Origin of the sequence: Kytococcus sedentarius DSM 20547, from assembly GCF_000023925.1 — a bacterium.
In the GTDB taxonomy this organism is placed as follows: domain Bacteria; phylum Actinomycetota; class Actinomycetes; order Actinomycetales; family Dermatophilaceae; genus Kytococcus; species Kytococcus sedentarius.
Genome location: NC_013169.1, coordinates 2,031,516 through 2,043,902 on the forward strand (window position 1 = coordinate 2,031,516; position 12,387 = coordinate 2,043,902).

General features: G+C 69.9%; 10 protein-coding genes. 9 read left to right on the forward strand and 1 reads right to left on the reverse strand.

Annotated elements, in window-relative coordinates; translation table 11 throughout:
* Positions 1–83: 83 nt before the first annotated feature.
* Positions 84–974, forward strand: a complete 891-nt coding sequence (gene ppk2, locus KSED_RS09555; protein WP_015779891.1) for a polyphosphate kinase 2 — start codon at positions 84–86, stop codon at positions 972–974.
* Between the two features lie 119 nt (positions 975–1,093).
* A complete protein-coding gene (locus KSED_RS09560; protein WP_015779892.1) occupies positions 1,094–2,380 on the forward strand; it encodes an SLC5/6 family protein in 1,287 nt (428 codons plus the stop codon).
* Between the two features lie 122 nt (positions 2,381–2,502).
* Here KSED_RS09560 and typA read toward each other — a convergent pair whose 3' ends face one another.
* The gene (typA, locus tag KSED_RS09565) at positions 2,503–4,392 is read right to left on the reverse strand and encodes a translational GTPase TypA (RefSeq protein ID WP_015779893.1); all 1,890 of its coding nucleotides are present in this window, start codon (positions 4,390–4,392) and stop codon (positions 2,503–2,505) included.
* Positions 4,393–4,575: 183 nt separating this feature from the next.
* On the opposite strand from typA, the gene KSED_RS09570 reads away from it, so the two are divergent.
* The 7 genes from KSED_RS09570 to KSED_RS09600 all read left to right on the forward strand — a co-directional run bounded on the left by KSED_RS09570 (position 4,576) and on the right by KSED_RS09600 (position 12,352).
* Positions 4,576–6,279, forward strand: coding sequence for an ABC transporter substrate-binding protein (locus tag KSED_RS09570; protein ID WP_015779894.1), 1,704 nt, complete (start codon positions 4,576–4,578; stop codon positions 6,277–6,279).
* Between the two features lie 190 nt (positions 6,280–6,469).
* The gene (locus KSED_RS09575; protein ID WP_015779895.1) at positions 6,470–7,480 is read left to right on the forward strand and encodes an ABC transporter permease; all 1,011 of its coding nucleotides are present in this window, start codon (positions 6,470–6,472) and stop codon (positions 7,478–7,480) included.
* A 5-nt stretch (positions 7,481–7,485) separates the two neighbouring features.
* The gene (locus KSED_RS09580) at positions 7,486–8,424 is read left to right on the forward strand and encodes an ABC transporter permease (RefSeq protein ID WP_015779896.1); all 939 of its coding nucleotides are present in this window, start codon (positions 7,486–7,488) and stop codon (positions 8,422–8,424) included.
* 5 nt (positions 8,425–8,429) lie between these two features.
* Entirely contained in the window at positions 8,430–9,485 is a 1,056-nt protein-coding gene (locus KSED_RS09585; RefSeq protein WP_081439823.1) for an ABC transporter ATP-binding protein, read from the forward strand.
* Positions 9,482–10,708: an ABC transporter ATP-binding protein gene (locus KSED_RS09590; RefSeq protein ID WP_081439824.1), complete on the forward strand. Its 1,227-nt coding sequence runs from the start codon at positions 9,482–9,484 to the stop codon at positions 10,706–10,708. Before KSED_RS09585 ends, KSED_RS09590 begins: the two co-directional genes overlap by 4 nt.
* A 34-nt stretch (positions 10,709–10,742) precedes the next feature.
* A complete protein-coding gene (locus tag KSED_RS09595; RefSeq protein WP_015779899.1) occupies positions 10,743–11,441 on the forward strand; it encodes a VIT1/CCC1 transporter family protein in 699 nt (232 codons plus the stop codon).
* 161 nt (positions 11,442–11,602) lie between these two features.
* Entirely contained in the window at positions 11,603–12,352 is a 750-nt protein-coding gene (locus tag KSED_RS09600; protein ID WP_015779900.1) for a type 1 glutamine amidotransferase, read from the forward strand.
* Positions 12,353–12,387 lie beyond the last annotated feature (35 nt).

Below are 12,387 nucleotides of genomic sequence, written 5' to 3' on the forward strand. Positions count from 1 at the left end.
GTAGGCAACGAACCGTCCGCGCGCGCCGCACGGGGCCGGGCTCCGTTCACCCTGTGGTCACCGAAGGGCGTTATCTTGCCGACATGCAGATGGAACTGCGCGAGTACATCGACCGTCTCTCCCGCGAGGGGTACACGGTCCGCGACGACCAGGGGTCGGACCCGGACCTCATCGACCCCGGCGGCCGCGCGGTGGAGACCTGGCGGGAGAACTACCCGTACGCCGAGCGTATGACGCGCGAGGACTACGACGTGGAGAAGTACCTGCTGCAGGTGGAGCTCATCAAGCTGCAGAACCACACCCTGAACACCGGGCAGCGCCACATCCTGGTCTTCGAGGGGCGCGACGCCGCCGGCAAGGGCGGCACCATCAAGCGCTTCACGGAGCACCTGAACCCCCGATTCGCCCGCGTGGTGGCGCTCAACAAGCCCAGCGAGCGCGAGCTGGGCCAGTGGTACTTCCAGCGCTACGTCAACCACTTCCCCACCGCCGGCGAGATGGTCTTCTTCGACCGCTCCTGGTACAACCGCGCCGGGGTGGAGCGGGTCATGGACTTCAGCACCCGTGACGACTACGAACAATTCATGGAACAGGCACCGCAGCTGGAGAAGATGATCACCGACGCGGGGACGACGCTCACCAAGTTCTGGTTCTCCGTGACCGCCCACGAGCAGCGCACCCGCTTCGCCATCCGCCAGATCGACCCGGTGCGGCGCTGGAAGCTCTCCCCCATGGACCTGGCCTCGCTGGACAAGTGGGACGCCTACACCGAGGCCAAGGAGGAGATGTTCGCCCGCACGGACGTCGACTGGGCGCCGTGGATCACGATCAAGTCCAACGACAAGAAGCGGGGCCGCATCAACGCCATGCGCTACTTCCTGAGCCAGTTCGACTACGAGGGCAAGGACACCGACATCGTGGGCTCACCCGACCCGCAGATCGTGAAGCGCGCGAAGGACACCATCGGCGACTGACGCGCCGGGTCTCCGCACCACCGCGCCCCCCACCGCCGCGCCCCGATGAGGGGTGGCTGCCTCGGGCTGTTGCACTGCCCCTACAGTGTTCGGGCCCACCGTCCGACCTGGAGGACCTCTTGCGACGCACCGACGTCCCCACCACGGCCCACGGGTCGACCCTGCTGCGCGCGGACGAGTCGCAGAACCCCTCCGGCAGCGACAACGCCTGGACACTGACCCTGTTCGGGACCGCCGTGGGCGCGGGGATCCTGTTCCTGCCACTCAACGCCGGCGCCGGCGGCTTCTGGCCGCTCGTGATCGGCACGCTGCTGGTCTTCCCCATGACCTTCCTGGCCCACCGGGCGCTGGCCCGCTTCGTGGTCTCCGGCGACGACCCCGAGACCGACATCACCGAGCTCTCGCGGGAGAAGTTCGGGGAGGGCAAGGGCCTGCTGGTCACGGCCTTGTACGCGCTGTGCTTCCTGCCGATTCTGCCCATCTACGGCGTGGCGGTGACCAACTCCGTGAGCAGCCTGCTGGAGAACCAGCTGGGCTGGACCGGCGTGCCCCGGTGGCTGCTCTCGCTGGTGCTGGTGGGACTGCTGATGTCCGTGGTCGTCGCCAGCCAGAAGGTGATGCTGTGGGTGGCCCAAGTGGTCGTCTACCCGCTGATCGTGATGCTGTCCATCGCCACCGCGATGCTGGTGCCGGACTGGTCCTTCGAGGGCGCCACCGAGTGGCCCGGGCTGGGGCCGCTGCTGATGAGCGTGTGGCTGATGATCCCGGTGCTGGTGTTCGCGTTCAACCACGCCGCGGCCGTCTCCTCCTTCTCGATGGCCATGGAGCGGGCCCACGGTGAGGACGCCGAGCGCCGCGCCTCGAAGGTGCTCTTCCGCTCGGCCCTGCTGCTGGTGGTCTTCACGATGGGCTTCGTGTGGTCCTGCGTGCTGGCGCTGGGCCCCGACGGCGTGGTCACCGCCCGCGAGGCCAACCTGCCGGTGCTCTCCCACCTGGCCAACGAGCGCGGTGACTGGTTCTTCACGGTCCTCGGCCCGCTGGTGACCATCGCCGCGATCGTCTCTTCCTTCTTCGGCCACTACCTGGGCGCCTCCGAGGGGCTGATCGGCCTGACCCGTGCCGTGGCCGACCGTGAGCAGCGGATCAGCGACCGCACCATGAAGATCGCCGCCGCGGTGGTCATCTTCGCCGTCACCTGGGGAGCGGCGATCCTGAACCCGGGCATCCTGGCCACCATCGAGTCCCTGTCCGGACCGGTCATGGCGATGCTGATCTTCCTGCTGCCCATGTACGCGGTGGCCACGGTGCCGGCCCTGGCGCGGTACCGGGGCTCCTGGCAGAACTGGTTCCTGGTCCTCATCGGGCTGCTCGCCGTCGGCGGTGTGCTCTTCGGCTTCGTGCGCTGAGCCGGCGAACGCCTGCGGCACTGCCGGCGGGCACGAGAACGGGCGCCCACCCCCGGCGGGGGTGGGCGCCCGTTCTCGCGGAGTCACGTCCGGCGCGGCGCGCCGGACGTGACTGGTGGGCCTCAGGCGTTCTTGGCGCGCCGCGCGTCACGACCGCGCGTCACCGCATCGAGGACGACCTTGCGGATGCGGATGGCCTCGGGCGTCACCTCCACGCACTCGTCCTCGCGACAGAACTCCAGTGACTGCTCCAGGCTCATGGCGCGCGGCGGGGCGAGGCGCTCGAGCACCTCGGCGCCGGCGGAGCGCACGTTGGTGAGCTTCTTCTCCTTGGTGATGTTCACGTCCATGTCGTCGGCGCGCGAGTTCTCGCCCACGATCATGCCCTCGTACACCTCGGTGGTGGGGCTGATGAACAGCGTGCCGCGCTCCTGGATGTTGAACATCGCATACGAGGTCGCGGTCCCCGCGCGGTCGGACACCAGCGACCCGGAGATGCGGGTGCGGATCTCGCCGAACCACGGCTCATACCCGTCGAAGATGTGGTGGGCGATGCCGGTGCCGCGGGTCTCGGTGAGGAACTCGGTGCGGAAGCCGATGAGGCCGCGGCTCGGCACGCGGAACTCCATGCGCACCCAGCCGGTGCCGTGGTTCGACATCTCCTCCATGCGGCCCTTGCGGCTGGCCAGCACCTGCGTGATCGCACCGAGGAACTCCTCCGGGGCGTCGATGGTGAGGGCCTCGACCGGCTCGTGGACCTTGCCGTCCACCTCCTTGGTGACCACCTGCGGCTTGCCGACGGTGAGCTCGTAGCCCTCGCGGCGCATCTGCTCCACCAGGATGGCCAGCGCCAGCTCGCCACGACCCTGGACCTCCCAGGCGTCGGGACGCTCGGTCGGGAGGATCTTCAGGGACACGTTGCCGACCAGCTCGGACTCGAGGCGGTCCTTCACGAGGCGCGCGGTGACCTTGGAGCCCTTCACCCGGCCGGCCAGCGGCGAGGTGTTGGTGCCGATGGTCATGGAGATGGCGGGCTCGTCCACGTGGATCAGCGGCAGGGCCACCGGGTTCTCCGGGTCGGCCAGCGTCTCGCCGATCATCACCTCGGAGATGCCCGCGACGGCGACGATGTCACCGGGGCCGGCCTCCTCGGCGGGGCCGCGCTCCAGGCCCTCGGTCACGAGCAGCTCCGAGAGCCGCACGTTCGACACGGTGCCGTCACGCTTCATCCACGCGACCGTCTGGCCCTTGCGCAGCGTGCCGTTCTTGATGCGCACCAGCGCCAGGCGGCCGAGGAAGTTCGAGGAGTCCAGGTTGGTCACGTGGGCCTGCAGCGGGGCCTCGTCGTCGTAGACCGGGGCGGGCACGGTCTGCATGATGGTGCGGAAGAGCGGCTCCAGGTCCGGGTTCTCCGGCAGCTGGCCGTCGCCCGGGTTGTCCAGCGAGGCGCGCCCGGCCTTGCCGGAGGCGTAGATGATCGGGAAGTCGATCTGCTCCTCCTCGGCACCCAGGTCCATGAAGAGCTCGTACACCTCGTCGATGACGGCGGCGCACCGCGCGTCGGGACGGTCGACCTTGTTGATGACCAGGATCACCGGCATCTTGGCGTCCAGCGCCTTGCGCAGCACGAACCGGGTCTGGGGCAGGGGGCCCTCGGAGGCGTCGACGAGCAGCACGACACCGTCCACCATCGAGAGACCGCGCTCGACCTCGCCACCGAAGTCAGCGTGGCCGGGGGTGTCGATGATGTTGATCACCACGCCGTCGTCGCCGACGCCCTCCACCTCCTGGGCGGCCGGGCCGCGGTAGTGCACGGCCGTGTTCTTCGCGAGGATGGTGATGCCCTTCTCCCGCTCGAGATCACCGGAGTCCATCGCCCGTTCGTCCACCTTCGAGTGTTCACCGAACACCCCGGACTGGTGGAGCATCGCGTCCACGAGGGTCGTCTTGCCATGGTCGACGTGGGCCACGATGGCCACATTGCGCCGGTCGGCGCGGGAGGTTTGCGTCATGGGCTCCAGTATCCCGCAGGATGCGGGCAGGTCACGAATTGGTGTCAATCACCCCCCCGGCGGGCCGTGGTTGCTGACACCACCGCCCGGGCCCGCATAGCGTTTGCGACACATCGGCCGCTGGACGGCCACAGGTCGCGAACCGGGCTCCCGCTCGGCCGCGAGACACGCTGAGGAGAGCTCATGAGCACCAACCGCAAGGCGGCCATCGCGGCCAGCATCTGCGCCGCAGCGCTCACCCTGACGGCCTGCGCCGACTCGGAGCGCGAAGAGGGTGGCGGTGGCGGCAACGAGGGCAGCAACTCCGGCAACGGCGGGGAGGGTGCCTCCGGAGGCACCCTGACCTTCGGTGCCACGGGCGAGCCCAAGCTGTTCGACCCCTTCTACGCCACCGACGGCGAGACCTTCCGCATCACCCGCCAGATCTTCGAGGGCCTGCTGGAGATCAAGCCCGGCACCGCCGAGGTCGGCCCCGGGCTGGCCACCGAGTGGGAGTCCAACGACGACGGCACCGAGTGGACCTTCACCCTCAAGGAGGGCGTGAAGTTCCACGACGGCACCCCCTTCAACGCCGAGGCCGTGTGCAAGAACTTCGAGCGCATGTACGACCAGAAGGGCGCCGGCCAGAGCCCTTCGGTCTCCGCCTACTGGCAGGACACCATGGGCGGCTTCAAGGACGGCAAGGCCGAGTCCCTCTACGAGGGCTGCGAGGCCCCGGAGGACAACAAGGCGGTCATCACGATCGCGAACTCGACCTCCAAGTTCCCCACCATGCTCACGCTCGCCGCGCTGGCCATGCAGTCGCCCACGGCCATGGACAAGTACAAGGCCAACGAGGTCAAGGCGCAGGGCGAGGGGTTCGTGTACCCCGAGTACGCCACGAAGCACCCGACCGGCACCGGCCCGTTCACCTTCGACAAGTACGACACGTCGAACAAGACGATCACCATCAAGCGCAACGAGGACTACCACGGCGACAAGGCCAAGCTCGACGAGGTGATCTTCAAGGTGATCCCGGACGAGTCCACTCGCAAGCAGGAGCTGAAGGCCGGCTCCATCGACGGGTACGACCTGCCCAACCCCATCGACTGGAAGTCGCTCGAGGACGAGGGCCACCAGGTGATGAAGCGCGACCCGTTCAACATCCTGTACCTGGGCCTGAACCCCACCGAGAACGAGAAGCTCAAGGACCCGAACGTCCGCAGGGCGATCGCCATGGCGATCAACCGCGAGGAGCTGAAGACCACGCAGCTGCCCGAGAACGCGGAGGTGGCCAGCCAGTTCATGCCCAGCACCGTGAAGGGCTACAACGACGAGCTCGAGGCGATCCCCCATGACGTGGAGGAGGCCAAGAAGCTGCTGAAGGAGGCTGGGGCCGAGAACCTCGAGCTCGAGTTCTGGTGGCCGGCCGAGGTCTCGCGCCCCTACATGCCGGACCCGCAGAAGATCTTCGAGGCCGTGCGCGCTGACCTGGAGGAGGCAGGGATCACGGTCAAGGCCAACTCCAAGCCGTGGAACGGTGGCTACCTGGACGGCGTGGACACCGGCCAGGCCCAGGCCTTCCTGCTCGGCTGGACCGGTGACTACGACTCCCCGGACAACTTCATCGGCACCTTCTTCGGCAGCACCGAGAACCGCTTCGCCACCGGCGAGTACGAGTGGGGTCAGGAGCTCGCGAAGGACCTGAAGGACGCCGACGCCATCGTCGACGACGCCGAGCGCGAGGCGAAGTACAAGGAGCTCAACGCCCAGCTCGTGGAGGAGTACCTGCCGGCCGTGCCGCTGACCCACTCACCGCCCGCCATCGTGGTGAGCCAGAACGTCGAGGGCCTGGTCTCCTCGCCGCTGACCGGCGAGCAGTTCGACACGGTCTCCATCAAGGAGTGACCGGGCGAGGCGGGCCCCTCCCCTTGGGGGACCCGCCGCCGGGCCCCGGCGCCTGGGGTGTCCGACCGACACCCCGGGCGCCCCCGTTCCGGGCCCCTCCCCCTGAGCCCTGAGCCCTGAGCCCTGAGCCCTGACCACCCCATCCGAGGACCACCCCCTCCTCCCCGGACCACCCGACAGGAGTGCGCCCTTGATCCGCTTCATCGCGCGCCGTCTGCTGCAGATGGTGCTCGTCCTGCTCGTGTTGAGCCTGCTGCTCTTCTTTTGGCTCCGCTCCCTGCCCGGCGGGGCGGTCGGTGCCCTGCTGGGCGACCGCGGCACCCCCGAGGCACGGGCGGCGCTCGAGGCCCAACTCGGCCTCGACCAACCGCTGCCGATGCAGTACGTCGCCTTCGTGCAGCGCTGCCTCTCCGGAGACTTCGGGGTCTCCACGGCCCTGCTGCCCGGCACTCCGGTGACCGACATCCTCATCGAGCGCGCACCGGCCACCATCGAGCTGTCCGTCCTCGCCATCCTGTTGGCCACCGCGGCGGGCATCCCCCTGGGCTACTTGGCCGCGCGCCGCCACGGCGGCATCTTCGACAACCTGTCGGTCGTCAGCTCGCTGGTGGGCGTGGCCGTGCCCGTCTTCTTCCTCGCGTACATGCTGCGCTGGTTGTTCGCCGTCGAGCTGGGCTGGCTCCCGGTCTCCGGCCGCCAGGACCCCGGGCTGGACGCGACGCACATCACGAACTTCTTCATCCTCGACGGCCTGATGACGCGGGAGTGGGACGCCGCCTGGGATGCCTTCAAGCACCTGATCCTGCCGGCACTGGCGCTCGCCTCGATCCCGTTCGCGGTGATCTTCCGCATCACCCGCGCCTCGGTGTTGGAGGTGCTCGACGAGGACTACGTGCGCACCGCCCAGTCCAAGGGGCTGGCCAGCCGCGTGATCCGCGGGCGCCACGTGATGCGCAACGCCATGATCCCGGTGGTCACCATCATCGGCCTCCAGGTGGGTGCGCTGCTCGCCGGCGCCGTGCTGACCGAGAAGGTCTTCTCGATCGCCGGTCTGGGCAATGCCCTGGCCGTCTCCTTCACCCAGCGCGACTACCCGATGCTGCAGCTGCTGATCATGGTGGCGGCCGGTGTCTACGTGGTCGTCAACCTGATCGTCGACATCCTCTACGCGGTCATCGACCCGCGCGTCCGGACGAGGTGAGTGCCATGACCCAACCGAATCCCAGCGTGCTCATCGACCAGGCGGTCGACGAGGCCGGAGCCGTCGACGAGGGCAAGGGTGAATCCCTCTGGATGGGCGCCTGGAAGCGCCTGCGCACGAACGTCGCCTTCCTCATCGGCCTGACGATCGTCGTGGTCTTCGTCATCCTGGCGATTACGGCCCCTTGGATCGCACCCCACGACGCGACCGAACGTCTTCTCCTCGGAGACGTGACCCCCTCCACCCCCATCCCCGAGGGCAAGCCCGGCTTCCCGCTAGGCGGCGACGACCGAGGGCGTGACCTGCTCAGCCGGCTCATCGTCGGCAGCCAGCAGACCCTCATGGTCGGCGTGCTCGCCACCCTCGGCGGCTTCGTCGGCGGCCTGGTCCTGGGCACCCTCGCCGGCGCCCTCGGGGGTTGGGTGGACGCCGTGGTGATGCGCGTCGTCGACGTGATGCTCTCCATCCCGTCGCTGCTGATGGCCTTCTCCATCGCCGCGCTGTTCTCCGAGCCCACCCTGGAAACGGTCATCGTGGCCATCGCGATCGTGCAGGTGCCGATCTTCGCCCGCCTGCTGCGCGGGTCGATGCTGGCCCAACGCGAGAGCGACCACATCCTGGCCGCGCGCTCCGCCGGCGTGAAGTTCGGCCCCATCGTGTTCCGCCACATGCTGCCCAACGCCATGGGTCCAGTCATCGTCCAGTCGACGCTGGTGGTGGCCACGGCCATCATCGATGCCGCCGCCCTGAGCTTCCTGGGCGTCGGCAGCGCCGACACCCGCAAGCCCGAGTGGGGCCAGATGCTGGGCTCCGCCCAGAACTACATCGACTCCTACCCGCACCTGGCCATCTATCCGGCCCTCTGCATCATCGTCGTGGCCCTCGGGTTCACGCTGATGGGCGAGGCGCTCCGGGAGGCCCTCGACCCGAAGAGCCGGAGGTGACGCGCATGAGCACCGCAGCGTCTGCCGCGTCCAGCACCACCCTGTCCGCCAACGCCGAACGGGTGCGCTCCGGGGAGCCCCTGCTCTCCGTGCGCGACCTGTCCATCCAGTTCACCCGCCGTGGGACCGAGCCCTTCCAGGCCGTCGACGGTGTCTCCTTCGACGTCCACCCCGGCCAGACCCTGGGCCTGGTCGGCGAGTCCGGGTGCGGCAAGTCCGTGACCTCGCTGGCCATCATGGGCTTGCTGCCGAAGCGCGGGTCGCGCGTGTCCGGCGAGGTGCTCTTCGAGGGCACCGACCTGCTCCGCCTGCGTCCCGAGGAGATGCGCAGCCGCCGCGGTCGGGACCTGGGCATGATCTTCCAGGACCCGCTCAGCTCGCTGAACCCGGTGGTCCCCATCGGCCTGCAGGTCAGTGAGGTGCTGGAGCGCCACAAGGGCCTGAAGCGCAAGGAGGCCATGAGCCGGGCCAAGGAGATGCTCGACAAGGTGGGCATCCCCGACCCGGAGCGCCGGCTCAAGGAGTACCCGCACCAGTTGTCCGGCGGCATGCGCCAGCGCGCGCTGATCGCCATGGCCCTGGCCTGCGAGCCGCGGCTGCTCATCGCCGACGAGCCCACCACCGCGCTCGACGTGACCATCCAGGCGCAGATCCTGCAGCTGCTCAAGGACCTGGTCCGTGAGTCGAACACGGCGCTGATCATGATCACGCACGACCTCGGCGTCGTGGCCGGGCTGTGCGACGAGGTCAACGTCCTGTACGGCGGCCGCATCGTCGAGCGCGGCGAGCGCCACCCGCTGTTCGCGCACCCGCGGCACCCGTACACCACCGGCCTGCTGGGATCCATCCCCAGCCTGGGCGGCGACCGCAACGCCGAGCTCACCCCCATCCCCGGCTCCGTGGTGGACAACCTGCCGTGGACCAGTGCGTGCGCCTTCGCCCCGCGCTGCTCCCAGCCGATCGAGGTGTGCACCCGGGTGAGCCCCGAGCTGGTGGGCGACGACGTGGTCTCCGACGACCGCCAGCTGCGCTGCCACAACCCCGTCCAGGAGGCGCGATGAGCACGAATATCGACGACTACCCCGGCCCCGTGGCGGCCGGCCAGGACGCCCCGGTGGCCGGCGACGGCCCCGGCGAGGCCCCCGCATCGGGCCGTCGCGTCGGTGAGGCCGGGCGTGGTGACGTGCTGGTGGAGGTGCGCGACCTGAAGGTCCACTTCCCCATCAAGCGCGGCATCATCTTCGACCGCACCGTGGGCCACGTGAAGGCTGTGGACGGCATGAGCATGACCATCCGTCGCGGCGAGACCTACGGGCTGGTCGGTGAGTCCGGCTGTGGCAAGTCGACCTTCGGGCGCGCGCTGCTGCAGCTGGAGCCGATCACCGAGGGGACCGTGCACTTCGACGGCAAGGACCTCACCGAGTTCAAGGGCGAGGCCCTGCGCAAGCAGCGTCGCCACATGCAGATGGTCTTCCAGGACCCGATGGGCTCCCTGGACCCGCGGCAGACGGTGGAGTCGCTGCTGTACGAGGGCATGTCGGCCCACAACATGACCACGGACAAGAAGGGTGCCCGGCGTCGGCTGAAGGAGCTGCTCCACGAGGTGGGCCTGCCGGCGAGCGCGCTGGGCAAGTACCCGCACGAGTTCTCCGGCGGCCAGCGGCAGCGCATCGGCATCGCCCGGGCGCTGGCTCTGGACCCCGAGCTGATCGTGGCCGACGAGCCGGTCTCCGCGCTGGACGTCTCGGTGCAGGCCCAGGTCATCAACCTGCTGCGCAAGGTGCAGAAGCAGTACGACCTCACCTACCTGGTGATCGCGCACGACCTGGCCGTGGTGCGGCACATCTCCGACACGGTGGGCGTGATGTACCTGGGCGGGCTGGTCGAGGAGGCCGATGCGGAGGAGCTCTATACTGCTCCGCTGCACCCGTACACGCGGGCGCTGATGTCGGCTGTTCCGGTCCCGGACCCGGTGGTGGAGGACTCCCGCGAGCAGATCCTGCTGCAGGGCGACCTCCCCTCGCCGGCGAACCCGCCGAGCGGGTGCCGGTTCCGGACGCGCTGCCCGTTCGTGCAGGAGGAGCGCTGCTCCACCGAGCGGCCGGAGCTGCGGACCGTGGACCTGCCAGGCGTGACCAGCACCCACCGGGTGGCCTGCCACTACGTGGAGCAGATCTTCCACGGGGAGATCCAGCCGCACGCCATCGAGGTGGAGGCCGGTCCGGACGCGCACTCGGCCGAGGACACCGCCATTCAGAACGACGACCGCCCGCTGGTGGTCTGAACGGGGCCGTCGGCCCGAAGGAGGACGTGCAGGCATGGCGACGCCCCGTGTGCACCCGAACGGTGACGTCCACCGGACGGGCGACCGGCTGAACTGGCTGCGCGCCGCCGTGCTCGGCGCGAACGACGGCATCGTGTCCACGGCCGGCCTCGTGGTCGGCGTGGCCGGTGCCACGGCGGACTCGCGGGTCCTGTTCATCACCGGGCTGGCCGGTCTGGTGGCAGGGTCGCTGAGCATGGCGGCCGGCGAGTACGTCTCGGTCTCCAGCCAGCGTGATGCTGAGCGCCAGCTGGTCCGCGACGAGCGGCGCCACCTGGCGGAGATGCCCGACTTCGAGCGGCGCGAGCTGGTCGAGATGCTGCAGGAGCGCGGGATCTCAGAGCCGCTGGCGCACCAGGTGGCCGACCAGCTCGATGAGGAGGCCGCCCTCCAGGTGCACAGCGAGCTGGAGTTCGGCGTCACCCCCGGCGAGGAGGTGAACCCGTGGAGCGCGGCGATCGCCTCGATGATCGCGTTCGCGCTCGGGGCCGTGCTGCCGCTGCTGGCGATCGTCCTCTCCCCCGAGGCCTCCCGGGTGGCCATCACGGCGGTCTCGGTGCTGGTGGCCCTGGCCGTGACCGGGTACTCCAGCGCGAGGCTCTCGGACGCGCCGCCGGGAGTCGCCGTGGTGCGCAACTGCCTGGGTGGCGCCCTGGCGATGGCGTTGACCTACGCTGTCGGCTCGGCCCTCTGACCCGGGCCGCGCTGCCGCCAGAGCACCCGAGCCGAGGCACCCCCGGGCACCTGGTGCCCCGTCCACCGTGCACCGGGCACCCCGTGGGCCCGGCACCCTGCGCGCCGGGCGCCCCCGGCCCACGCACCCCGCATCATCCCGCCACCGTCGAAGGAGCGACCATGTCGTCCGCGACCCCCCGCATCCTGGTCATCCAGCAAGAGGAGAACTGCCCCGCCGGCCTGCTCGGGGAGGTGTGGGAGGACCGCGGGGTGGAGATCGACCTCGTGCGCGCCTGGGAGCACTGGCCTGCCGATATCGCCGAGCGCCTGGAGGCCTGCGACGGGCTGCTCGTCCTCGGCGGCGAGATGGGCGCGCACGACGACGACCGCTTCGCCTGGCTGACCCCCACCAAGGAGCTGATCCGCCGGGCCGAGGCGGCTGCCGTCCCGCAGCTCGGCACCTGCCTGGGGCACCAGCTGATGGCGGTGGCCCACGGCGGGCGGGTGGCGGTGAACCCCAACGGCCACGCCACCGGGCTGGCACCGGTGGCCCTGACGCCCGCGGGCGGGTCCGACCCGGTGCTGGCACCGCGCGACGGCGCACCCCTGGTGATGTGGAACAACGACGTGGTGGTCGACCTGCCGGACAACGCGACCGTGCTGGCCCACAACCCGGACGGGTCCCTCCAGGCCGCTCGCTTCGGCCGCCACGGCCTCGGGATCCAGGGCCACCCCGAGGCCGGGCCCCGCATCTTCAACTCCTGGACGATCGACAAGCCGAGCGCCGAGCAGGCCCGCCAGGACGGCATCGACGTCGCCGAGGCCGCCGGCCGCGTGGCCGTCGCGGAGGGCCAGCTCCGTGCCGCGTGGACGCCGCTGGCGCACTGGTTCGCCGACCAGGCCGAGGCCCACGCCGCCGCCCGCCGCTGACGGGGTGCCGGGTGGGCCGGCGCCGGACGGGTCCG

Excerpts from the sequence above, each read along its gene's own strand:
- ppk2 (WP_015779891.1), top strand. The coding sequence starts at position 84 with ATGCAGATGGAACTGCGCGAGTACATCGACCGTCTCTCCCGCGAGGGG.
- typA (WP_015779893.1), bottom strand. The coding sequence starts at position 4,392 with ATGACGCAAACCTCCCGCGCCGACCGGCGCAATGTGGCCATCGTGGCC.
- KSED_RS09570 (WP_015779894.1), top strand. The coding sequence starts at position 4,576 with ATGAGCACCAACCGCAAGGCGGCCATCGCGGCCAGCATCTGCGCCGCA.
- KSED_RS09580 (WP_015779896.1), top strand. The coding sequence starts at position 7,486 with ATGACCCAACCGAATCCCAGCGTGCTCATCGACCAGGCGGTCGACGAG.
- KSED_RS09585 (WP_081439823.1), top strand. The coding sequence starts at position 8,430 with ATGAGCACCGCAGCGTCTGCCGCGTCCAGCACCACCCTGTCCGCCAAC.
- KSED_RS09590 (WP_081439824.1), top strand. The coding sequence starts at position 9,482 with ATGAGCACGAATATCGACGACTACCCCGGCCCCGTGGCGGCCGGCCAG.
- KSED_RS09595 (WP_015779899.1), top strand. The coding sequence starts at position 10,743 with ATGGCGACGCCCCGTGTGCACCCGAACGGTGACGTCCACCGGACGGGC.
- KSED_RS09600 (WP_015779900.1), top strand. The coding sequence starts at position 11,603 with ATGTCGTCCGCGACCCCCCGCATCCTGGTCATCCAGCAAGAGGAGAAC.